Below are 25,536 nucleotides of genomic sequence, written 5' to 3' on the forward strand. Positions count from 1 at the left end.
CGAAGGGGACAGAAACTTTTACATTCCTGTTAGAGATAATCTCTAACCTAGGTACAGTTATTATAACTGCATGTGGCAAATTGGTGGAGCCAGGCGGGATCGAACCGCCGACCTCTTGCATGCCATGCAAGCGCTCTCCCAGCTGAGCTATGGCCCCGTGTAACTAAACTGGAGTACCATGTTTTGTGCTTCAGTTCCGTGACAGCGATGCGCATATTAAGGACATGGACGCAGAGTGTCAACGCTTTTTTTAAGAATTTTCTCTGATTGCAATAAATTCGAGCGCTTTGTCGATTCTTTCGCCGATTTTAGTCTGTTCCATCAGTACTAAAGTCACATCTAACGAAGGTGAATTGCCTGAACCAGTGCACGCCACACGTAATGGCATCCCTACTTTCCCCATACCGACATCCAAAGTTTCAGCCGTTTGGTTTATCGCAGTTTGAATATGTTCACTCGTCCACTCATTCAATGCTAATAAGTTCTCTTTTACTAACAACAATGCCTCTTTGGCTACCGGGCGTAAGTGCTTTTTCGCCGCGTTAGCATCAAACTCTGCAAAGTCTTGATAAAAATACGTACTGATTTGTGCCATTTCTACCAGATTTTTCACACGGTCCGCTTGAATGGCAACAACATCGCTTAATGCGGGTCCTGCATCAGCTGTATTTACACCCATTTGCTCAAAATGCCATGCTAATGCAGCAGCCACTTCTTCACCAGGTAACGTTTTCATGTAATGTTGGTTTAACCAAATCAATTTTTCTGTATTAAAGGCAGATGCAGATTTACTGATGTTGTCTAAAGAAAAGTGCTCTATCATCTCATCAACACTGAAAATCTCTTGGTCACCATGAGACCAACCTAAGCGCACTAAGTAATTTAATACCGCTTGTGGTAAATAACCTTCATCACGGTATTGCATAACACTTACCGCGCCATGACGCTTAGATAGTTTTTTACCATCATCGCCTAAGATCATCGATACGTGTGCATATTCGGGGATCGGTGCATTTAACGCTTCAAGGATATTGATTTGACGCGGGGTATTATTAATATGGTCTTCACCGCGAACCACATGCGTTATGCCCATGTCCCAATCATCCACTACGACACAGAAGTTATATGTCGGAGCACCATCAGTACGCATGATAATCAAATCGTCCAACTCGGTATTACTGATGCGTATTTCACCACGTACGTGATCTTGAATGACTACATCACCGTCTAATGGGTTTTTAAACCGTACAACGTAAGGTGCATCAGCAGGATGATCAGTACGATCGCGCCATGTACCAGGGTAGCGCGGTTTCTCACCCGCTTGTTCTTGGGCTTCACGGATCGCGTCTAATTCTTCGACACTCATAAAACATTTATAGGCTTTACCTTCGTCCAGTAATTGCTGTATTAATGCTTTATATCGATCAAAACGATCGGTTTGATATATAGGACCCGTATCATGGGTTAAGCCTAACCAGGTCATGCCATCTAAAATGGCTTGTTTGGCTGCATCAGTAGAACGTTCAATATCAGTGTCTTCAATACGTAAGACAAATTCCCCGCCTTGGCTTTTGGCATATAACCAAGAATACAGCGCGGTACGTGCGCCACCAACATGAAGATAGCCCGTTGGGCTAGGTGCAAAGCGAGTCACTACAGACATGAAAGTTCCTAATCAAAATTTTTTAAGGCGCATATTTTAGCAAGAACTCTGCGCTAAACCTAACTAAATTTTTACCGAAATAGAGAGAAATCGGCAGCGCCAAACCGATTCAGATTAGGAAAGACATCATTAATTTCACTGGTTCCTAAACCAAACCACTGCGCAATTTGAGCGCCAAATTGGTCGATAGACGTCGTCGGGATCATGCGTCCATCCCCAAAATCATCAACAGTATTAATCACTTGCTCAGGCATATGCCCAAATATTCGACCACCATCAATCGCATCGCCCATGATAATTTGATGCCCTGCCCAACCATGATCAGTGCCATCTCCATTTGATGTCAACGTACGACCAAATTCAGACTGTGTAAAGGTCACTACATTTTGAGCTATGCCGCGTGCTTGTAAATCCGCATCAAAACCGGCTAGCGCATGAGACAATGTTTGTTGTAGACGTGGAAGCAGGTAAGCTTGATCATCGTGTGTATCAAAACCACCAAGTGAAGCGAAAAATATCTGTCGCGGTTGATTTAATGATGCTTGGGCTTCAATCATGCGGGCAATCATTTTGAGTTGGTCACCAAGATCGCCGGCTTCACGGTAATCGATGTCAGTGTTTGCTACCGAAGATAATCCGCTGTTGAGCAGCGTATTATTAGTTCGCACGTTTTTAAGCTTTTGGGCATAGGTCCTTGTGAAAGGATCATCGGCAGCTTCAAGGACCCGCAGATAATGAGCTATCCGCGTGTCATTCCAACTATGCTCAGGATTAAGTGCACCAAACTGCTCTACCCCGTCTTTATTCATAGCATACTGCTGAGCAATACGCCCACGTTGAAACAAATTGGTCCCGCCCAACGAAAAGCTCAGTGGTAAGCTGGTATCTGTATCCATGACTAAATCAGCCATCCGCCCGCCCCAACCGGACACGATATTGGTATCGGCTAATCCCGATTGCCATAGGGTTTGTTGGTCGTTGTGAGAAAACAGTTGAGGGGGTTGTAAACGCGTATTATTGAGCAATTCAGATTTAGTCGCAGGTGCGATCATCGGCCCCATGTTACTCACCACAGATGCTCGTCCACGATTAAATAAATCAGCTAACGCATCCGCCGATTGAGGAACGCCTAGATGCATCACATCGTTTTGTTGTAAATCAATCAGTTCCTCAAGCGGTATCGCTAAACTTTGGCGCGTCTGCGCATAATTGTTATATTCACCACTAGCGGTCGGCACCAACAAATTAAAACTATCATGACCACCATATAAGAAAATACATACGATAGCTTTGTGATCATTAAAACGTGCGGATGATTGTGCACCTAACGCATTAGCCAGTTGTAACTGTGCCGCCAAACCGGTAGACGTCGTTAATGCCCCAATGCTAGCTAATGATGTTTTTAAGAACCGGCGACGTGAAAATGAAGTTTTAGTAATCATAATGTTCTCCTAACGTTGCACGGCAAATTGCGGTGAACCTGTCACCATAAATGTCATTTCTTTGACCCGTTCAACATCACTCAACCACTCTTTAGCGACCTGATCATAATCCAAAATCGCTTCACGCATCGTATCGTTCATCCCGCCAGATAATAAGACTAAGTCTAAATAATCCAGTAGCTCCGCTGGGTCATTTTGCAACATCGATATAAAAGGAGTGAAATCGATAGTCATGGCTCGTTCATGTCCGGCATCTATCTCTTGAGTGGATGGCGTCCACATCGACCACCAGGCAGCATGATTAGAATTACGTACCATGTAAGTATCATTAATTATTTCTAACTCAGGCGCGACTAACCCCATTTCATTGAGCTCACCGGCAGGAGTAAAGCTATCTGAAAAGAAATTAAATACAGAAGGCGATGATAAAGGAGATTGATTAAACACATAGTCATACCATTGTGGTTTATGTGTGTTAGGTTCATAAATCCCAAAAGCACGGATCATTTGGATCCCACGAATTAATGGCTCTTTGATTTTACCAAACTCTGGAGCTTGGTCCGCAAGCGGTTGCCGCGCTTCTTCATCTAATAATATTTGTTTGACGACGGCCCCTAAGTCCCCTCTTTCTCTGCGCATATCATAAAACTTGAGCAGTACGAGCGATATAGTCAGGCGATGGGTTTGAAGTGACTAAGCGCTGAATTAAATGCCGCGCCACAAAGGGCCCAACATTAGGATGTTCAAACAAACTATCTAAAGCCATCTGCATGGCCCTTTCACCATCTGTTCCTGCCTCGACAACCACGCCATTGAGCAATGCTTTACGGACATCTTGAGCATGATATTCAGGGACCAATACCATCTGATTACGAAAATTACGATTTTGCCACCAATTATCCCAGGTATTGTAAGTAGTGCCATAAAAGTGCCATCCGGTAAACACATGCGCATATGCTTTGACAGTATCGATATCATAGGTGGGGATCGGTTGTCCGTCTTGGATTTTGAGGGAACCATCGAGATGGAGTTCATCGAGACCAATCGTAAATAATTGCATGACTTCACGGGCAAAGTTTTCATCCGGGCGAATGTTGTTGTCCTCATCGGGTTTTTCATTGCCGAGCATATTTAAATACACGCCCATCGCCGGAGATAGCGTTACAAACTCAAGTAAGTCGCGATAATTCCCAAAAGCATAATCCGCTAATCCATCATAATACGTGGCGATGTCTAAATGACTATTATCCAACGCACTTTTATCAGATATAACAAATAACTGACTCAGCGCAAACGCCACACGTTGGCGCAATTGATCCTTACCATGCAAGGCAATCTCAGACCAAGCAGCGTAACGATGACCGCTCCAAGGTAATTCTGCACCATTCTCAATTCGTGCATTATCATCAGCGTTGAATATTGCCAACGTCTGCGCCCGATGATGGCTTTTTGGTGCATCAAACTGCTCTTCTATCCACATTTCTATGCCTTGGCTTGCGACAGCATCAATTTCCGCTTTGGTGGGGCCAAAGGTCGCCTGAGTCAATAACCGCGCAGCATCTTGCGGGGTCGTAGAACGATCAATGGGCGTAGTGGGAGTCGTTGTTGGTGTAGTGGTTGGTGTAGTTGATGGTGTGGTATTAGGGCTGGTAATAACGTTACTAAGGCTAGTCGAGTCGCTACTACCTCCCCCTCCGCAGCCCCACAGCATAGATGCAAACAAACAGACCCAAATTGCTTTCATATAAATCACTCAACATTACTTTACCCGTTAAGTTTAGCCTTTATTAACTTAATTACAACATTTGCAGAACACCGCTAGTGATATCGGTATATTTTGTAGTCATTTAAAATAAAATATTGACACCACTCCCGTCATGCCTATAATACGCACCACTTGTTACACAGCTTAACAAGTTTAGTTCCAAAACGGTCGCTTAGCTCAGTTGGGAGAGCATCGCCCTTACAAGGCGAGGGTCACTGGTTCAAGCCCAGTAGCGACCACCACTTTCTTCACACATCATCCATTATTAATACCAAACAACTGGTTCAAGTCTTTCAGACCGAGTCACAGTAGCGACCACCATTTTTCCTCACACATCATCCATTATTAATACCAAACAACTGGTTCAAGTCTTTCAGACCGAGCCACAGTAGCGACCACTATTTTTCCTCTTTTATATCAATCACTTACTTACATAAACTCAATAATGACACCCGCTTTAAGCAGGCTAACGTCCTTATTTATCGTCTAAAATAATCATATCTATACAAATTAATAATTTAAGAATTCATTATGCTCAAAATTCATGCGATTTTTCGAGTGTCGCCTTTACATATTTAACAAAGTGCGTCGAATCGGTGACGAATCGGTGACGAATATGCGCACAAAAAAATCTATAACCCTTTATTTACAAGGTCTACAGAAAGATTTTGATGTTATTGAAAAAACACGCTAAGTGTTTGAGGTGATGTCTTACCACCCTCGAACTCCCCCAGTTCTACAATACTTTTTTACTTTATCCTGATATTTCGTTGGTATTGTAGACTGCCACCAGAATTATAGACACTCTTAAGCTATTATTTTTGCATAGGAGAAACAAAATAAGTAATCAAAGATACAGTCCAGAATTTAAAGATGAAGCGGTTCGTCAACTCGTCGACCGAGGACATCATATTGTGATTTTCAATGTACCAGGTTAAATTTAACTTAAAGCAGCACAAGAATACATTCAATCTAAATCTCCCTCGGATCTATTAGATGACCTATTTGAGATATGCTTTGGATCTACTTTGAGTTTTATTTGACTAGATTTGATTAAAATAAACTTAAATCATAGTAATATAAAAAAATAAATAGATTTAGGAATCGATAAAACATATGTACAGCAAAACAGCCACTTGGAGCCAACTCACATCGCTATTAGTGCTCGTCAGTTTATGCAGTGTGTTTAAAGCGAATTCAACTACAAAAGTCGACTATTTTAGTGACAACGCATTGGGTAATTCGGTAGCAATTATACAGCACCCTGCAGGTGAGTACATAAACGGAGTAACTTATGTTAGTTATCAAGGGCCTGAAGTCGCACCTTATGTAGCAGCTTATCATCACAAAACTCAAGAATGGCGAGGGCCATTTAAAGCGGGTGATAGCGATTTAGGTCAACTAATCATCGACAAAGGAAAAGTTGATAGCCATGGCAAACCCACACTGCTCATTGATGATTTAGGCTATATTCATATTTTTTATGGCGGCCATGGTGCCGGCACAAAATATGGCCCTAACCCATATGGCCGTGGCGGCTTAGGCCGTAATAAGCATTCGGTATCTAAACGTCCTTACGATATTAGTGAATGGCAAAGTTTAGACAATGTTTCAATATTTGGTACTTATAATCAAGCGATTAAAATGGATAACGGTGACATCTATTTAATCTATCGACATGGCGCACATCGCAGTGATTGGGTATATCAAAAATCAACCGATCATGGTCGTTCTTTTGCTCCAGCTGTCCCCTTCTTAAAAAGTAAGGCTAGAGCCGATATTAAAGCTACAGATAGCTGGTATATTTGGGCAACAAAAGGTCAAGGTGACGATATTATTTTGACGTATGATTACCATGTATGCTGGTTTAGAGGTGAAGGCCCAAGAGGTCGAGGACATATCACTCAGCGGCATGATCTTTATTATATGATATTAGACACCAAAACCGGAAAGTTGCGTAATATTAATAATCAACCTATCGCGATGCCCGTCACTAAAGAAATAGCCGATAATCAAACGCTCGTTGCACGTACCGGCAAAGATTGGACATTTAATGGCTCTGCTCATTTAGATGATCAAGGCTTTCCGCATATTGCTATCAATATAGGTAAAGACTTAGGACAAAATACAGGCGGTCCTAAACAAACTCATTATTACTTCTGGGATGGTACAAACTGGCAAGGTGGTGAACCTGTAAATCTTAGCTCAAACTTAGTTAATACAGATACCCGAGGTGACTTTTTTATAGATAGTAGTACTAAACAAACTACCTTTTTATTAGGCTACCAAGATAAACAAGATGGGGTTATTGCTACATTTACGCGTAAAAATAACGCATCGTCATTTGAAAAAAAACAAGAGTTGTTACGTCGACCGGATGCATCGTGGGCTATTACGTCATTAATTAAAAACGCTCACCCAGAAGCAAGACTCATTGTAGCTGAAAAACTAACAGGCCAAAAATGGCATAAGATGTATTTGCTAGGTGATAAGGGACCTATTCAACGACCCATGAGTGGGGCTAAAATATTGAAATCAACTGAATTGGCGCAGTAACTATTTAAAACAACTAGGTGCTAATTAGGCTATTCAGAAGGGATTCGTCCATACCCGCCATCTGATGTTGAGCCATCTTTTTTTAGTCTGGGCGGGTTTACCAACAAGTCGAAATTGGTAGTTAACCCAGATAACAGAATAGCGGACAAGGATGCAGCAGTTGCTATAAATTTTTTATCATAACGTTTTAATTTCAACTAATTTAAGTCATAAGTAATCATTTAAAGTCAAATTAATGTATTATCATATAGTCCAAGTAATTTACGATTTATGCTATTAAAGACTCACAATTTACCTGAATTGATAACAAAGAAGTTAAAACGCCATTTAATAAAATTTATATAAATAGAGATAAGTAAAATGATTAAAAAAAGAATAGTGATGCTTTCTACAATGGCACTGAGCATTTCAGCATGTGGTGGAGGTGGTTCTCCTGAGCAAAAGCCTGTGGTTAATACAACACCTCAACCTATCACAAATGTTGTAGGTTCAGTGACAATTCAAGGTAACGCACAGCAAGGTCAAATATTAAAAGCTAATGTATCGGATGAAAACAATGGTGTAGTCACAAATTCGCCAAGTTATATTTGGTACGCCGATAGTGAGGTGATCGAATCGCAAACACAATCTCAGCTTGAAATAGCAAGATCTGCAGTTGGGAAAAAAATTACAGTTTCGGTGAGTTACACCGATGGTGACGGTTTTAATGAGAACGTAACATCTGCTCCAACAGATACCGTTATTAAAATTCCTAACGCAGAAGGTAGCATTGCCATTTCAAATGAATTAGGTGAAGAGCCCGAACTTATTGTTGCTTCGACCCTAAAAGCTAATATTACAGATGCAAATGGGATATCAGGCGCAATTGAGTATTTTTGGTATGTTAACGATGAATTAATCTCTGAACAAAACCAAGCAACTTATACTTTAGTTGAAAGTGACGTAGGCCAAAGTATTTTCGTCAGAGTCGAATATCAAGACGCCGACGGATACAACGAGTCGATAACGTCAACAAGCACAAAACTGGTGGTATCGAATTTACCAGTTACTAACGGTGAGGATTTTCCTGTAGGCGCAAGTATTCCGGGTAATACACCTATAGATCGTAATGCTCCAGTATCTGAAGAATCATTTGAACTTGGTGGCTGGAATGCAGGTACAATTAATGGCGATTATAATCCTGGACGTGATTCGAGCATTCCGAAACAATTCCGTTTCACCCAATTTCAAAACCCTGACTCGTTCAGTGCGGAAACAACTATTACTCGATTTGGCGATTATTCCGCCAAATTATATTGGCAAAGTGGCGACCCTGCAAAATGGAACGACGATCCCAATACAATAGATAATGTCGACCGCAAAGCCATGTTACATGGCAGAAATGCCAATACCATTACATCAACGGTTTGGCATGGTTTTAGTGTCTATTTTCCAAGTGAAGACATAAATCTGGTCGAAGGTGAAGACCCGTTATTCTTCCAATTACATGGCGCGCCAGATCCTGGCGAACCAGGTCGTCAACCACCACTTGCGCTGACCATACAAACCGACGGGTTTTATGTTGGCTATGGTTGGGATGCTAGAGAATTCAATACATCGACGGGCGGACAAGGTCGCGATAAGTTCCACATTCCACTTAACATGGCGGATTACCAAGATCGTTGGTTGGACTTCGTGATCGAAGTCAAGGCAGACCCTTTTGAAGAAAAAGGTTTTATCAAATTATGGATCAACGGCAAACAAATGGCTGACATTACCAATATTCAAATAGGTTACAACGACGCCAAAGGGTTGTACCCTTCTTGGGGCTGGTACTTCACCGGTACGACTAACGTGACACGTAACAACGACGGTACATTGTACCTTGATGAAATTCGCCACGTGGAAGCTGCTGACGCCAACTACTTTGACGTTGCGCCGGGTTATTTTTCAAAATAAGGCTCAGGCACTAATAAGCTCCTTTAACGAAAAGGAGCTTATTACCCTTAAGTCAACTTACGTACTTTAATACCTAGAATATCAGCCAGTTTTTCGAGTTTATTGGATATATGTCCAACGCCTATTGCGCAATGATGAGATGGACCTCCACGTGACCACTCGTTCATAAATTCACGAGCGCCCATCGGAAATTTATATCGGCTATTAGTATTACCAATCTGAAGCACTGGACCTGGTACGGATTCCCCTTCACATACTTGTAAAAACACACTGCCATCTCGACGAGTAACGACTGATAGAACAGTCACAGGCCCATGTTTTACGGTCATTTGAATTGATAACCCTTGACCTGGTTTTCCGTGGTAAATAGGCAGTGGCACTAAACCGACACTGCCCTCTGCAATAGCAAAGTGCGCTGGTCCATCGTGACCCAAATACACTACATCATCTTTAAAATCGGAAAGGTAAAACTCTGAGAATGAACCACCTACACCAAATAAGTCCATGATCTTCATGGCTTGCACGTTCTTAATTTCACACTCACCAGCAATTGGCGTGTTCGCACCTGTTAACAATGTATTGCCAGCGATGACAGAGGTTACGATATTTTCGTATTCGCCCGATCCTTCATAATAATAAGCCATTGAGCCTAAATTATGTTTTTTGATCAATTTATCTAACGCGACTGATGTCTGCGCCGCTCGTCTTATTTCTGAAATTTCACATTCTTCTGAGACGTCAAACTTTTGCTTAAACTCATCGACTTTTGTTTCGATTTCTTGTTCAGTAACGGCTTGGCGTAAGTCGAATAACTCACACATTTCTAATATTTCAAAATGGTTACCAAACGTAGCGGATTGTTGGGTTAAATCGCTATAAACGTCTAACATGCCATTATAATAATGACCTAAAATACCAACACGATTGTTACGCATGCCTTCTGCAACTCTCGCAGCGTCAACCCAGTTGTTAATTTCCTGCCAAACATAATCCTCCTGCATGTAACCCGAGACCACGTGATAATCAATTCCTGAACGATTAAATACACACGCAAGTTCAGGCAACGAACAAGACTGACAATGCTCTAACCAATACCCTGTCATCTTACCCTTGTCTCCCATTGCATTAAACTTTTCATAGTCGAGTTGAGCCACAGGCTGAATATTTAACATAACTACAGGCACTTTTGCTTTTTGTACCACAGGTAAAACGGTTGATGACAAGGCGTAGGTAGAAATAAACAAAAAGATAATATCGACATCTTCTGTTTTAAATAACTTGGCAGCCTCTTGTGCTTTTTCTGGCGTGTCAACCATGCCCGCATCAACTAAATTCGCGCCCATACCTTGTAACTTATTACTGATGTGATAGTGATAGCCATTTAAATTATCTAATAAACCGTCAAACTGAGGCCAATAGGTATCTAAACCAATTGAAAAAAGACCTGTTTTCATCATTCTTCCTTATTTATTCTTCTTATTAACTTTTATATTCGTGTCGTGTTAATTATCTAGATGGAATGATATTAATGAGCTGCGCCAGAACCAGCGAGTGTATTGCCCCAACCAATAACCACCATGCTTAATATCAAGACGGCTAGGCCAGATAAATTCCATCGTTGTGTAACGACACTAGCGCCCTTCCATTCTTTCAGTCCTAATCCCCAAAGCGTGCTGAAGACGATGATACTCGCCATGTGCAGTGTCCAACTCGAAAACTCATACGCGCCCATCATGGTTGTGCCCATGCCATAAAAGAAAAACTGCAAGTACCATGCACCACCTGCGATAGCACAAAACATAATGTTCTTTAATTGAATAAAATGATCCGATGGGTGTAATGCAGTGTCAATATCTTCAATATCAGTCAATTTAGAACGAGTTAACTCAATCCAACTATTATTTTTAGTCGCCAAAACAGCGCACCAAATAAAGTTAGTCACAAAACCACCCGCCAAAATCACAATCAAAACAGGTAAATTTTGCCATAGTGCAGGTGAGCCTTGAGCCATTGCTATGTCTGCAATTGGTTTCCCCGCTGCAAATGCATACGCCATAAATGAACTCATCACGCCAGAGAATAACGCAAGCGCTAGTCCTTTACTGAAATTAAATTCACTGACGGTTACTTTTTTATCTTCCTCTGATTGTTCATCCTGTTTGCTTGTCCCTGCTTTGCCACTTAGTGCTATTCCACACAAACAAATGAACACACCAAGCAACATGACTTGCCCTGAACTTGATGACGCTATGGTTAATAACTTACCTTCAAATAAAGGCGGCACTAACGTACCTATTACCGCGCTAATACCGAGTGCTAACGAGTAACCAAGCGCGATCCCCAAATAACGCATCGTTAAGCCAAAGGTCAAGCCACCAACGCCCCACAATAAACCAAAAGCGAATGTCCACCCTAAGCTTGAAGTTGATGCGTCTGCTAAAATTTGAGGGGTTTGCGGTAAGATCAAAAGCGCCAACAACCAAGGCGCAACGACCCAGCTGAATAGCCCGCCGATCATCCAGTAAATCTCCCACGACCAAGCTTTTACTTTTTTGTATGGGATATAAAAACTGGCCGCGGCTAAACCACCGATAGCGTGAAATAACACACCTGTGAATGGGTTTTCTTGCACTTGAAATAGATCAAACATCTTAATACCTGTTGTTATTGTTTTTTAATGATTACATCAGTAATTGAATTAGAGCCCTGGGCCGATTTTTCCGTCATACCAAAGATAAAGTCGACGGGCCTTACCTTTTTTATAAGCATCGTAGACCGTTTGAAATTCTGTATATTGCCGCCCTTAATTTATTTATTAAGACTCAGCGCTGCAAGATCCTGACAGGCCCAATCAAGCCCGATGGCACAAGTGCGTCGTCTTTACTCCAATGTTTCCACGTTGAAAACGTATTTCGTTTGCCTGGTTGTTTTGGTGTTGCCCCTGTTAACCAGTTTGGAAAATCAACCAGTTGCGAGCCTTGATAACCGTTGACTTTCCAGTCAGCGGTATCACCATATTGGCGCTCATCCCCAATCAAACGGTTCGGCCATAGATTAGTGACTTCAACTTCTAAAAGGTTTGTGCCTGCTTGCAGATCCGCTGATATATCAAATTGATAAGGACGCCACATTTGCACACCTAAATCTTTACCATTTAGGTACACACGTGCAAATTGATGCACTTCACCTAAATCCAAGACGTATGACTTACTAGCACTAGGCTTAAACTCAAACGAGGTTTGATAACGCGCTGTGCCAGAAAAATATTGAACGTCTGCCACGCTGTGATCTTTAAGATCAATGAGTTTATCCAACGAGATCGAATCTGGCGTATGAACTCCACGAACAAAGTCGATATTCCAAGGTTGTTTTAACGTTTTTGCGGTTTTAAATGTACGTGATTGAACGGTTTGTGATGTTGTCGCCTTCTTAGTAAAAACAATGAATTGCGATTCAATACCTTCTAACGTTAATGGAATAATGGTTTTTCCATCACGCTCGCGGTAGTTAATAATTCGCTTTCGCTCACCCGTCAATGGATTCCAAAGTTCAGGAGTTTTATTGCTAACTCTAAAGTGCGCGTCGAATTGCGATTTTTTCTGTTCGATATTACTGATGAAATAGAAATCTTTATCTTCACTTTCAACATAATGATGACGCCAGATAATTTCAGTGTCGGCATCTACCAATCTCACGTCTGGTTTGATATCAAGTGCGTCTAAAGCATCAACAAGTGTACTAAATACTTGATTTTTATATTTGCCTTGCCAAATCTCTTTTATCAAACGACTTAGTTGTTGTTCTGCGACTTTTCCGCCTTGCAAACTTGGCGAGTGTTTCGGTGCCTGTCCGACTATAATCGCACCTTGGCTGAGTAAGTTTTTCAGTTTTTTCAACACCACTGGACGCATGGATACATCGCCAGCCAACGACAAAATGCTGTATTGACGACCCGACGAATAAGCAAGTTTTTTATCGTTGTTGACGTACAATTTATTCAATAAACCGTGCGTGCTGATAAATTCAAAATCATAACCTGCAAGCATTTTGTCTTTATGAAACGCTTTGTCTGCACGTGTTGCTGAATCGTCCCCCAAGTAATGTAATACATCGAAGACTGGCTGACCTTGGCGCAACATGGCAGAGGTTCGCGTTAAATACTGATTCCAAGTTGCAATTTCGTGCCACCAGGTTTGAGTGCGTTCAAAGTGTAATCCCCAATAACCTAACGTCATACCTGGCTCGACTGTTGTCCAAGGCTGATGAGTAAATAAATGATGGGTTACTTGCGTTACACCTGCGGCAAAATCTGAGTCTGCGTTTGGTTTATAATATTGTGGATGATTTAGCCAACGGTTAGCTTCTGGTAACGCGGTAAAAGACTCTGAGCTAACCATACGATCATAAATAGAACCCGCCGATGCCGTCATTTTTGCGGTCATGTATGAATTTTTTCGATTACGCTCGTTTTTAACAGGATCGACATCTCTGAAATTATTGTTGGCATAAACGATGTCCGCTTGCCCAAGCGCATGCAAATTGTCGATAAATGGTTTCATTGATTGCGCTGAGTACTTAATGCCAAGCGCATTAGCGCGCTCTCTCATGCCACCGTAAAAACGCTCGGAAATTAAATCCGCGATGGTTTTTCGCATATCCCATAAAAAACGTTCGGTTTTATCTTCTTGATCAATGACATAACCTAAGGTTGCTGGTAAAAACTTGATCAGTGAATAGCCACGTTTGTCTTCAAAGGCTTGCGGGAAGTCTTGCGTCCAGTTTTGGCGTCCTACTTCCCAGCTGTCGGTGTGCGTGCTGAAAAGCGCTTTGCCAGTGTGTTCGCCTGCCAGTTGTTTTATCTTTTTGATGTAACCATCAAATTGAGCGTCTAACGCGTTAACGTTCATCTTATCAACTTCTAAGCCTTCACCACCTTCTGATCCTGGGCGATTTATCGCTTCTGTTGAGGAATAGCCAAATCGAACAATCGTCCAATTGTCGCCTGCTTTGTGATCCTTTGGTGGCGTCCAGTTTAATCGACCGTTAACATCCAAATATTCGCTGACATCAATAATTGAATCAAAATCAATGCTGTTGTTTTTGTCGATGGTTTTGTTGAAAGTGGTTCGTTCTGCTTCGTCTCTGAAAAACGGAAATGCATGGGCCGCTTTTTTACACCACAAATCGACGCGCGGACGATTATCTAGCTCAATGTCTCGAACCGACACCGTTACTTTCGGCATTGCGGTATAAAGCAGTTTGTTGTCGGTGTGTTTAAACACAAATTTAACATGGCGTGTTGTCACGGGTTCGAATTGAAAACATCCAATGTCATCGTAAATTTGTCCACGTTTATCAAAAGCGACTTCTCGATAATTAACACCATCGTCAGACACCATAACGTAGTTACGTCCCATCATGCCGTAGGCAGCGAACTTAATGAATGCGTTGCGGAAAGTATAATCTTGTTCAAAGTCGAGCTTGATATAAATCTCACCGGTCTCTGGATCTTTTGTCGGGGAAATCTGCGTATTCCAGTCTTTATCAATCACAGCCTTAGTTTGAGCTGACGCGTGAGCACTTGGTAAAGCATAGCCTGATACTTCGACCTTACTTACTAATTGATTAAAATTTGGTTCGATAAAACCTGTTGGGGTAGGAAAAGCCAGCGTAGCTATGTCATGGTAATAATCTAAAGGCGCATGCGGTTTAGGAAATTGAATAAGTTGATTTCGACTTGTGGTGTTTATTTCACTCCAAGTCATTTCTTTCATACCTAATTCTGGCGTAATCCAAGGTCCACCAGCCACCGACCAACCTTCACCATTGTATAAATTAATTTGTAAATCATACTCAGCAGCCTTTTCAATCGTATATTTCATCAATGCTTTATATTCTTCAGACATAAAGCGAACAGGTCCTTCTGGGATCATGCCGTGTTCATTTATATGCATTAACAACACACCGCCTAGTCCAGCTTCCGACATTGATTTTAAATCGGCGTGAATCCCTTTTTGAGTAATATTGCCATTGATCCAATACCAAAACGCCCAAGGTTTGTATTGATGTTTCGGAGAATCAAACTGCTCAACTATTGACGTACTTGACGCATTAAAACTCGCCAATGAAGCAGAAAATAACAAAGTGAGGCATAACGCCGCTGATAACAATGACTTTGGCATGATGTATTTCTTACATGGTTTAGGAACTCGTTTATCCACTTTGCTTAATCGCAAAACGTTTAATAATAATATGTTCAGCTATAAATTCTCTGCTGTTAATAGCAAACGAGTTATTCATATTAAATATTAAAAAACACCCTGCCCAGGCAGAGTGTTTTTGGTTAGAAAGTGACTAATTTTTTAATACTTTACGCTCTTTAACTGGATACCAATCTTCAAGCTTGGCCATTAATTTTTTAACTAGTTTAGGATGTTTGTCTACTAAATTATTTTTCTCGTGAACGTCTTCTAGTAAATTGTATAAACGAGGGCCACTAAGTACGTCTTTATGGTATTTCTGGTAACTGACATTTTCACCGTCATAACTCAAAATCAGTTTCCATTTTCCAGAAATCACCCAACGATACATCAACGTACTTTCTGGGTTATCTAAATCAGCCATATCGTGAGCAAAGCCTTCTCCAAAGATGGCGTCACGATCGATTGGAGTCTGTTGTTTAAAGTTTTCCATGAGGTTTTTACCAGGTAAGTCTGCTGGAATATCAAGACCAGCCGCCGCTAATATAGTTGGTACAATATCAATACTGCTTACAGCTTCTGGACGCATTTGTGCATCGAACTGATTTGGTAACGAGAACATAATTGGTGTACGAACACCACTTTCACCAGGGCTTTGTTTTGATCGAGGTAAGAAACGATTAGCCTGACTTGGATTAGTCACCCAACCGTTGTCTGACACATAAACGATCATGGTATTGTCTTTAATCCCTTTTTGCTCAAGATAACCCAATAATTCACCGTTAGTTTCATCGAACCATTCAATCATCGCGTAATATTTAGCAATGGATTCAGGTAAACCTAAGTTAGAGTATTTTTTATAAATACGAGCTGGCGGCGTGTGTGGCGTATGTGGCATATAAGGCGCATACCAAACTAAAAATGGGTTACCATCCGCCGTAGATTTATCAATGAAATTAGTGATAATTTCAATGCCTTGACGACCTATTGTTAAACCATCATCACCATGACGTCCGCCTTGTTCAGGAAAACCACGGGTCATGCCTTCATCAAAGCCACCGCGTTTAAAGTTACCTTCCCACCATTTACCGGTTTGAAGAGAGACATAACCTTTTTCTTTTAATAACTGAGGCAACGTATCGACTTGATCTATTTTTGCAATGATTTCTCCACGTTGCTTTTGGTATTCATTACCTTTTTTCCCACCTGGTAATTTTCGTGACGGATTGTTACCTGTAATACCGTGCTGTGACGCATATAACCCAGTTGCTATAGTTGCTAACGAAGGACGACATAATGACGTTGGCACGTAACCACGTGTGAAGGTAACTGACTCGGCCGCTAATTTATCAAGGGAGGGCGTTTTCACAATATCGTGCCCCATGAAACTATAATCATTCCATGCGTGATCATCCGATAAAATAAGTACAATGTTGGGGGGCGTTTGTTTTTCTTTTACTCCGACTGCGTTTACTTCGTCATAATCTACCCCTGTCATACTGCAACCAGAAATGAGTAATATCGACAAAGCACACAACGACTTTGTCTTGTGTTTGAGTTGTTTCAAAGTATCAAGTCCTATTGAACTATTCATATGTGTAAACCTTTATAATTTTTTATTTATTTTTGAAAAAAGACCTATAAAAACAAAGTGAATAAAAGCCTTTTCGTTAAAGTCATTAAAAGAAGTTAAGGTAACTCAAAAGTTAAACTGTATTGACCTGCATAATATTTTTTAGGATCGTTCTGATCTAAGGTTGGTAACGTTACATAAGCGGTTGAATTATTAGGCACAGTAAAGTTCCAAGTCACTTTATTTCCTTCACGCTTCCAACTACTTTGAATTTCGCCATAACCCGTTTTATATGACACTTCAACACTATCTAAACCGGATACAAATAAAGGTGCAAGTTCAAAGTCCTGATAAGCAACGGTGTCGACCATAGGACGAATACCTCCTAGACCTTCATAAAACCAACCGTCATAACCACTGTGGAATGGATGGTTTAACGAACGACCTGGTTCATTTTCATAACCACCTGACATTGAGCCGGGGATAAAACCGCCTTTACGTTCCCATAATGTTGTCGCGTTCAACTCATTGATTAAATAGGAATATCCTGGATAACCTTCGGCTTTAAAAATGTTAAATGCAGTGTCTGCATAACCAAAATCACTCAATGCGCGATACAAATAAGTTTGTCCTAATGCGCCAACTGATGCGTGACCTTTCCACTTATTCACAACGTCATCATTAATTACTTTAGCAATCGCCGCATGTTTCTCTTTCGGTGCGATACCAAACATTATGGCCATTGAATCAGCTGTTTGACTTCCGTAACTGTTACTTTCTTCGTTAAACAACTCTTGGTTGAACCTTGCGCTGATTTGATTGAACAAGTCACTGTAATGCTTTTGCTGTGCAGGTTTATTTAAGACTGCAGAGATTTTCGACATTAAATTAGCTGTATGAGCAAATAATGCCGAACTAGTTAATGTCGGTGTTGTACGTTCTGAAGCACAACGACCATTAATACGATGTGGGCCACGGGTAACCACAGGATCACACCAATCCCCATAACCATTGCGTATCATTGAATTATCTAACTGGGACTCTCCGGCGTTCATATATTCAACCATGCTTTCAAACTGCTCAAAAAGTAATTGCTCATTACCATGATGGCGATAATGTTCCCAAGCAATCATAATTTCTGCTGCAGCCCAATCAAGCTTGCCACCATGACTTCGTTTACCCGGTACAACCGCTGGAGCAATATGAGCAGACGTTTGGAAGTCACCTAGATATTTGTCCCAAAACTTATCCATATTGTAGTTATAGTTACCTGTGATCAAAGCAGCATGTGCATCACCCGTCCAACCGGCTCTTTCACGAATTGGGCAGTCCATTGGCAGTGCCATCAAGTTACTTTCATAACCCCATAGCGCCATATCGTGTACCTTGTTAACAAGTGGATCAGAACTTTTGAATTGACCAACAATTTCAACGTTACTTCTCACCAAATGAGCGGTAATTGAATCAAGAGAAGGCGCGTCATCCAAACCTCTAACTTCGACATATCGAAAACCGTGCCACGTGAAAATTGGCGTCCAAGTTTCTGTCTCATCACCAGAGGCGATATAACCATCAACTTGTTTTAATAATGGCGCACCGCCACCACTTTTTTGGCTAATTTGGTTTTTCGAGTTAACCCACTCCGCATAACGAAAATAAATTGCTTGTCCTTTTTTAAGGCCTAACTTTTTAATATCAACAGTTGGAATACCCGTAAAGTTTTGCCCAAAATCGAATACCCAAACTTTAGGCTCAGGATTAAAGACTTCGACAGGTTTGACTTCTTTAACGGCTTTGATTGGAGGTAACATTTGTGGTTCAAGTTGCTTTGTTGGCCATTGGTTAAGTACAGTTACTTTTTCCCAGTTATTAAGATTAAGGTTAGTACTTTCATTCCACCCTTTTATCTCAAGGTTTGCGTCATATAACTCGCCTGAGAACACCCCTTCTTTTAAAATTGGTGATTTATGACTTAACCAGTTTTCATCACTCACAATAATTTGCTTAGTACCATCCTCAAATGTGATTTCTAATTGCGCGATAAATGTGGGTTGTCCATAGGATAATGAACGTTTTGTTTTTGAACCTTCTTTCGCGTCTGGGTTTGTCCATTTGCTGAAAGCAATATCTTCATCGTACCAACCACTGCCTAGATGTACTGCTATAGTATTTTGACCTTCGGTAAGGAAGGATTGAACATCATCTGTGTTATATAAAATTCGCTTATCAAAATCTGTTTGTCCCGGGTCCATGATACGGTCATCGATATTTTTGCCATTTAAATAGAGTTCATAATATCCAGCAGCAGTGCTATGTAATCTTGCTTTGGCTATTTTCTTGTTGCTTTGGATAGTAAATTGATTCCTGAACAAAACAGCGGTTGGTGACACTTTTAATTGTTCTAACACGCGTTCTTGGGTTTTACGCTTACTTTTCTTTATTCGTTTATCTTCTAAGTTTGCCGCAAATCGCATCCATTGATTAACAGCTGGCGTTATTTTTGCAGTTTCTTGTTTTGCAACTTGCAACCATTTTGCTTGCCAATCAGCCTTAACAATTAGCCCCATTTCCCAGAAGTTAACTTTACTCCATTCATTTGGTTGCTCGGTATCAGAAGCCCAAACTCGAACACGCCAATAAGCCACATCACCAACTGATAAAGGTTTACCCTGATAAGCAACGTTAACTGAACGTCTATCTGCCACTTTTCCAGAGTCCCATAGATCTGGTTTATTCTGTTCTAATAAGACATCGCTACTCGCCACCTGAATTTGATAAGCCGCTTGCGACTTAACATTTGAATACCAAGATAAATTTGGCATTAACCTATGTACATTGAGTGGTTGAACATTGCCTTCAACCAATAAGTTACTTGCAGCTAGGTTTGATGGTGATTCCTGCTTATTACTCTCACAACCACTAACGATACTGACAAACATCAGTACCATTGCGGCAAACAAAGCGTTGGTCATTTTCTGTTAACTCCTTTGAACGGACATACTTTTTTTAATCCACAAAATTTTCAATACTTAGACTTTAAAACGTATAAGCGATTAATTATGAGGATATCGGTTATTACGATATAAAAATAACATTGCAAAACTTGCTGGACTGGGGATAGCACAATAAATAGAGCGCATATTATGGATTTACTTTGCACTTTTTATTCGGAACAAACTAAAAACTTAGTTATATCACTATATTTAACTGCTTTAATAATAGAAGGCTATGTATGTCTTACCCTACTGACCCAGCAACTTTAATTGTTTTTTGATCTATTGTTTTATATTTTATTAATAAGTTTTTTACAAATACATACATTATCAAATATATAAAAACAATAAAAGAAAAAATGAATAATTTTGATTTGTTATGACCTAATATGATTTAAATTGCTTTTATATCGAAACATAATACAAAAGCAAAAATATGCCTCATCTAAGGCTCAATATAGCTACAAACTAAAATATAGAATTGCACAATATTAGTAGCAATTCAGCCCCTTAAAATTCTCAGCCAATAACGTGGTTTTTACAATTGGTACGTTGCTATCTCTTTCACAACATCCGAAGAACCTAATAATACAGGGGTTCTTTGGTGTAACGATTGAGGGGGAATGTCTAAGATTGCTTGTGTCTCATCATAAGCAGTCCCGCCGGCATTTTCTACTAACCACGCCATGGGATTTGCTTCATATAACAGGCGTAATTTACCGTCTTCCATATTATCGCGTTTGTCACCTGGGTAGAAATAGACACCACCACGCGTAATTACACGGTGAACATCACCGACCATCGCAGCATTCCAGCGTAATACAGGTGCTTTATCCGTTTGGTTATTCACAAACAAATGACCAAAAAATGATTGGTATGGGGCGTTCCAAAACGGATAATTAGCCATATTCAATGCGTATTCATTAGTTGCTGTAGGAATAGTAAATTCAGGGGTCGTTAATAGGAATCCACCATGAGTAGAATCAAGTGTAAATCCACGCGTTGGACCGCCTGTGGTCATGACTAATAAAGTCGAAGGACCATACAATACATAACCGGCGACTAATTGTGCACGACCACCTTGTAAAAACTGAACAGGGCTATCCGCAGGCTCATCTGGTAATGTGGGATAGATTGTAAATATCGTCCCTATTTGACCGTTGACATCAATGTTAGATGAACCATCAAGTGGATCAAACGCAACATTATATATCCCTTCTTCATGGCCAATAACGATTTCATCTTCTTCTTCAGATGCGATGGAACGGACACTCGCATCAGATAACAAGATGTCTTTTAACATCTGATTGGTAATAACATCGAGTTTCTTTTGGGTCTCACCTTGAACATTTTCAGTCAAGGTCGAACCTAAAACACCGGATAACTCACCCTGACTAACACGGAAAGTGATCTCCTTGCACGACGCTAAGATGGAACGAATGAGTAAAATCAGATCGATATCGACGTTATCTTGTTTAAGTACAGATATAAGACGCTGCATTATGAACACCTATTCAAACAGTTTAAATCACCAAAGCACTGTTCTAAGCGATTGACCATGGAGACTTCTCCATGACGCAACCAAACGCGAGGGTCATAATATTTTTTATTTGGCTTATCGTCACCATCAGGGTTGCCAATTTGTCCTTGAAGATATCCTTCATGGTCGCCGTAATAAGATAAAACACCTGACCACGTCGCCCATTGTGTATCGGTATCGATGTTCATTTTCACAACACCATACCCGATCGATTCTTCTATTTTTGCTTGTTCAGAACCTGAGCCGCCATGGAAAACAAAATTGACCGAGTTAGCAGGCAAATTACATTTATCACTGATCAGTGTTTGTGAATCTTTTAAAATAGTCGGTGTTAGTACCACATTACCAGGCTTATAAACTCCGTGGACATTACCAAATGAAGCAGCAATGCTGACATTAGGACTAATAGACGTCAGTTCAGTATAGGCAGCTAGCACTTCATCTGGCTGAGTATAAAGCTCAGACTGGTCCATATCGGTATTATCAACACCGTCTTCTTCACCGCCAGTACAACCGAGTTCAATCTCAATCGCCATATCTAACTGAGCAAACTGCGCTAAATATCTACCTGAAATAGCAATGTTATCCGCTAGGCTTTCTTCAGATAAATCCAGCATGTGCGAAGTAAAAAGAGGACGTGCATTGGCAGCATAATACGCTTTACCGGCTTCAATGAGTCCGTCAATCCAGCCAAGTAACTTTTTAGCTGCATGGTCGGTGTGTAATATGACCGGCACTTGATACACTTCAGCAGCCATATGCACGTATTGCGCAGCGGCAATAGCCCCTTTAATTGCAGTCGTTTCTTTGTCTTTGGTTGCCGTTTTCCCCATAAAGAATTCTGCACCACCAAATGATAATTGAATAATGACTGGCGAATTTACCTTTGCAGCTGTCTCTAATACGGCATTGACTGAATTAGTGTTAACGACGTTTACTGCGGGTAATGCAAACCCTTCTTCTCTTGCTTGTGCAAATAGCGACATAGCCTCTGGGCCATTAAGTACACCTAATTTCATGACATTTACTCCTTAAATGATAATCCGGTTTATTGCATAATACCTGCAGCTTTAACGCCTGCAGCAATATCGTCTGATTGAATGATAGGTAGAATACGTTGTGTATCCATGATTTGAGAAAATGAACTCATAAAAATTCCTTCAGGCTAATCATGATTAGCCTGTATTTGTGATTGGTTTCTTAGTTGTGAGCACTCAGTGGGATAATCGCCCCAGGATGCTGTATCACAATACCCGCCATTGCAGCACCGGCTCGAACAGACTCTTCAATCGGTTGACCATTCATGCGTGCCCCTAAATAAGCACCATTAAATGAGTCACCCGCAGAGGTGGTGTCGACGACATGTTTGACAGGAGTGATCGGAATCAAATAGGTTTTCCCTGAATGGATCACTTGCACCGTATTAGCGCCATCTTTGATGATTAACTCTTCAATATCAAACTCGTCAAAGAATGCGACGGTATCATCGGCGTTATCGATACCATAAAGCATTTCCATATCTTCGATACCCGGTAATGCGATGTCTGCATAAGCAAATGCTTTTTTTGTATTCGCTGATGGTATCTTCAACAGAGGACCAAATTTGCGGACGGTAGTTTGGATCAAAAACAATCTTTACACCGGCAGCTTTCATATTCTTTACCATTTGCCAAAATGCATCGCGCAATGACGGCTCTGTGATGGCTAAGGAGATACCAGAAAAGAAAAACATATCGGCATTGGCTAACAGCTCTTCGTAAGCGGGAGTTACATGCGCGACATTACACTTAGCTGCAGAGTCACTTCGCCAATAGGTGAACGAACGTTCACCTGCGGCATCCGTATGGACCCAGTACAGACCAGGTATTTTGACTGTGTCTTTTATTACAAGATCAGTACTGATATTTTCTGCTGAAAATGCATTCAGCATAGCGTCGCTCATTTTGTCTTGTCCAACACAAGTCGATAATGCAGCATCGATATTAGGACAAGTACGTTTGAGATATACCGCGGCGTTGTAAACGTCACCTGCGAATGATTGCGCAAGGCCACCATCCGCAGTTTGACGCATTTCTATCATGCACTCACCAAAAAATATGATTGATTTATTCATGATGCAGCCCAACTATATTTCTTTAACGGTTCAATACAGATGCAATTACCTGATTTTAATAATTTTGTTTGATTGTTATCCATGACTTCAAATTTACTTTGAACTACATAAGATACATGCGAATGAAAGTGGTCATAAGCATAATCAATTGCGCCTTCATCAAATAAAAAGGGTGCACTTCGTTTCATGTTATTGGCCTAAAGAAATGATTTAATATTTGTAGTTCTTGCTAACCTAAAAGTAAGGGTTGCTATTTAGTTATGACAGGCGAGGATAAGTCGATACCCTTAACCATATAGAGATCATCATATCGAAGCCCTCCATTCCCGAAAGGCTCTTCGACTGGTCCACTATTACATGTTGCCTGGAAATAAATAAGAGGCTGTTCTCTTTTTATACGAAAATCGGCTGCAGTATATACTTTCTGCTGTAACGGGAACTCTGTTCCACCACGAATATAAATATCATATCGTTGTCCCCCTTCTGATTTTTTTCTATTGTTGATTACTAACCAAATTTCATACCAGATATCAGTATCAAAAGGTTCGATATTCTTACCCTTTTTGGCATTAAAAGCGATGTCATACCAAGGATTATTTCGTACTTGAATTGCACCATTATTTTGGTAATTCACGTGAGGATCAAAACGGTCTGTTATTCTTATAGATGGTTCAAATGCTTCATAGGCCTTTTCCATTATTCCTGCTGGTTGTAAATTAGTTAAACCAAAAACGTGATTATTTGAATAACTATCAACGTTCAATCGAAGATATAGTGTATATGTATCTCCAACTTCTATTGGTTTAGGTAATTTCCTAAAGCTCAAGGCTTTACGGTTGCCAAATATGCCATCTGGACCAGCCTTTTTGATTAGATATCGATTGGAGCTTATATTGTTTGAGAGTTGCTCAACTCTTATTTCTGTCACTTGTGGATTTTTTATGTATGGGTCGGTTTCGTTTTGTGCATCATATTTTGTCCAATCGCTTAACGGGTTTTTCGATTCAAAATCATCTATCTTAATCCACAATTCTTTTTGACCTATGATATCTTCCGCAAATGCTAATCGCGTACACATGATAAGAACCACTAAAAAAAATATTACATAACGACAAGTATGGGTATTAATCATTGGTTAACCTAATTTATATTATTTAACTGCTTATTAGTGAGCAACACTAAAGATTTAGTTACACTCACGCTCTTTTTCCTAACATGGACTTCAATATAGAGTGTCTGTTCAGTAAGTACTCCACTTTTAATATTGAGCTTAAGATTCCATAAGGTTGCTATCTAAAAAACTTATTAGTAACTTCACTAGCATTTTCTAAAACTTGAGTAACATAAATATAATCAGTTTGTATCGCATTAAAATCAGAAACATTGACTATCACCTCTGTTGAGATTTAGAGGTTTTTCGAGCTCAAAATTATTACCGCCATAACCATCAAGTGAAAATCCTGTGTAGTTTAATAAAATGCCAAGAATTTTGAAGTATTCGCATTTACCGATAAATTAAACATAAAATACAAAGCAAGTGTGCAAATCATATAAAAAGTTTTCACGAACAATCGTTTTTATTTAAAATAAACCTTATCATAAAATCCGCCCACAAAAAACCAAATTCAATCACAATCAATCAAATAATTTCACCTCGAAGAACATCACGGTATGAATAGTTGATAAACTTAAACAAAAAACCCCACTTTTTACCAGCGGGGTTTTTTATTTGTAGCTTAAAATATTCGCTAAT

General features: G+C 40.4%; 17 protein-coding genes and 2 tRNA genes. 3 read left to right on the plus strand and 16 right to left on the minus strand.

Going from position 1 to position 25,536, the window contains the following annotated elements; translation table 11 throughout:
• Positions 1–81: 81 nt before the first annotated feature.
• The 5 genes from G2999_RS01390 to G2999_RS13735 form a co-directional block, all read right to left on the minus strand.
• Positions 82–157: transfer RNA gene (locus tag G2999_RS01390), tRNA-Ala, on the minus strand.
• A 93-nt stretch (positions 158–250) separates the two neighbouring features.
• The gene (gltX, locus tag G2999_RS01395) at positions 251–1,663 is read right to left on the minus strand and encodes a glutamate--tRNA ligase (RefSeq protein ID WP_010177975.1); all 1,413 of its coding nucleotides are present in this window, start codon (positions 1,661–1,663) and stop codon (positions 251–253) included.
• 71 nt (positions 1,664–1,734) lie between these two features.
• The gene (locus tag G2999_RS01400; RefSeq protein WP_010177977.1) at positions 1,735–3,105 is read right to left on the minus strand and encodes a DUF1501 domain-containing protein; all 1,371 of its coding nucleotides are present in this window, start codon (positions 3,103–3,105) and stop codon (positions 1,735–1,737) included.
• 9 nt (positions 3,106–3,114) lie between these two features.
• Complete coding sequence (locus G2999_RS13730; protein ID WP_050751003.1) at positions 3,115–3,744, minus strand: DUF1800 family protein; 630 nt, start codon at positions 3,742–3,744, stop codon at positions 3,115–3,117.
• A gap of 1 nt (position 3,745) precedes the next feature.
• Positions 3,746–4,849 (minus strand): DUF1800 family protein, encoded by a 1,104-nt coding sequence (locus tag G2999_RS13735; protein WP_156780181.1) that lies wholly within the window; start codon positions 4,847–4,849, stop codon positions 3,746–3,748.
• Between the two features lie 187 nt (positions 4,850–5,036).
• Between G2999_RS13735 and G2999_RS01410 the strand changes: the two genes are divergently transcribed.
• From G2999_RS01410 to G2999_RS01420, 3 genes are all read left to right on the plus strand, one after another.
• Positions 5,037–5,112: transfer RNA gene (locus G2999_RS01410), tRNA-Val, on the plus strand.
• 874 nt (positions 5,113–5,986) lie between these two features.
• A complete protein-coding gene (locus G2999_RS01415) occupies positions 5,987–7,426 on the plus strand; it encodes a BNR-4 repeat-containing protein (protein ID WP_010177979.1) in 1,440 nt (479 codons plus the stop codon).
• Between the two features lie 381 nt (positions 7,427–7,807).
• On the plus strand, positions 7,808–9,364 hold the full coding sequence (locus G2999_RS01420; protein ID WP_198006071.1) for a heparin lyase I family protein: 1,557 nt from the start codon (positions 7,808–7,810) through the stop codon (positions 9,362–9,364).
• Between the two features lie 47 nt (positions 9,365–9,411).
• Here the strand turns inward: G2999_RS01420 and G2999_RS01425 are convergent, their stop codons facing one another.
• The 11 genes from G2999_RS01425 to G2999_RS01475 all read right to left on the minus strand — a co-directional run bounded on the left by G2999_RS01425 (position 9,412) and on the right by G2999_RS01475 (position 24,915).
• On the minus strand, positions 9,412–10,818 hold the full coding sequence (locus G2999_RS01425) for an L-fucose/L-arabinose isomerase family protein (RefSeq protein WP_010177983.1): 1,407 nt from the start codon (positions 10,816–10,818) through the stop codon (positions 9,412–9,414).
• Between the two features lie 71 nt (positions 10,819–10,889).
• Positions 10,890–12,014, minus strand: a complete 1,125-nt coding sequence (locus tag G2999_RS01430; protein ID WP_010177985.1) for an L-rhamnose/proton symporter RhaT — start codon at positions 12,012–12,014, stop codon at positions 10,890–10,892.
• Between the two features lie 172 nt (positions 12,015–12,186).
• Positions 12,187–15,546 (minus strand): glycosyl hydrolase, encoded by a 3,360-nt coding sequence (locus G2999_RS01435; protein ID WP_010177988.1) that lies wholly within the window; start codon positions 15,544–15,546, stop codon positions 12,187–12,189.
• Positions 15,547–15,718: 172 nt separating this feature from the next.
• Positions 15,719–17,158 (minus strand): sulfatase, encoded by a 1,440-nt coding sequence (locus tag G2999_RS01440; protein WP_050751005.1) that lies wholly within the window; start codon positions 17,156–17,158, stop codon positions 15,719–15,721.
• A gap of 95 nt (positions 17,159–17,253) precedes the next feature.
• The gene (locus G2999_RS01445) at positions 17,254–20,109 is read right to left on the minus strand and encodes an alpha-L-rhamnosidase (RefSeq protein ID WP_010177993.1); all 2,856 of its coding nucleotides are present in this window, start codon (positions 20,107–20,109) and stop codon (positions 17,254–17,256) included.
• Between the two features lie 559 nt (positions 20,110–20,668).
• Positions 20,669–21,631, minus strand: a complete 963-nt coding sequence (locus G2999_RS01450; RefSeq protein WP_010177996.1) for a class 1 fructose-bisphosphatase — start codon at positions 21,629–21,631, stop codon at positions 20,669–20,671.
• Positions 21,631–22,689, minus strand: coding sequence for a class II fructose-bisphosphate aldolase (fbaA, locus tag G2999_RS01455; RefSeq protein ID WP_010177998.1), 1,059 nt, complete (start codon positions 22,687–22,689; stop codon positions 21,631–21,633). The genes G2999_RS01450 and fbaA overlap by 1 nt, the downstream gene beginning before the upstream one ends.
• Before the next feature lie 181 nt (positions 22,690–22,870).
• Entirely contained in the window at positions 22,871–23,188 is a 318-nt protein-coding gene (locus G2999_RS13800; RefSeq protein WP_369769853.1) for a carbohydrate kinase family protein, read from the minus strand.
• Entirely contained in the window at positions 23,163–23,783 is a 621-nt protein-coding gene (locus G2999_RS11540) for a PfkB family carbohydrate kinase (protein ID WP_369769854.1), read from the minus strand. Before G2999_RS11540 ends, G2999_RS13800 begins: the two co-directional genes overlap by 26 nt.
• Positions 23,780–23,971: a hypothetical protein gene (locus tag G2999_RS11545; RefSeq protein WP_010178002.1), complete on the minus strand. Its 192-nt coding sequence runs from the start codon at positions 23,969–23,971 to the stop codon at positions 23,780–23,782. Before G2999_RS11545 ends, G2999_RS11540 begins: the two co-directional genes overlap by 4 nt.
• A gap of 62 nt (positions 23,972–24,033) precedes the next feature.
• The gene (locus tag G2999_RS01475; protein WP_010178004.1) at positions 24,034–24,915 is read right to left on the minus strand and encodes a hypothetical protein; all 882 of its coding nucleotides are present in this window, start codon (positions 24,913–24,915) and stop codon (positions 24,034–24,036) included.
• Positions 24,916–25,536 lie beyond the last annotated feature (621 nt).

Source organism: Glaciecola sp. HTCC2999 (assembly GCF_000155775.1).
Taxonomy (GTDB): domain Bacteria; phylum Pseudomonadota; class Gammaproteobacteria; order Enterobacterales; family Alteromonadaceae; genus Opacimonas.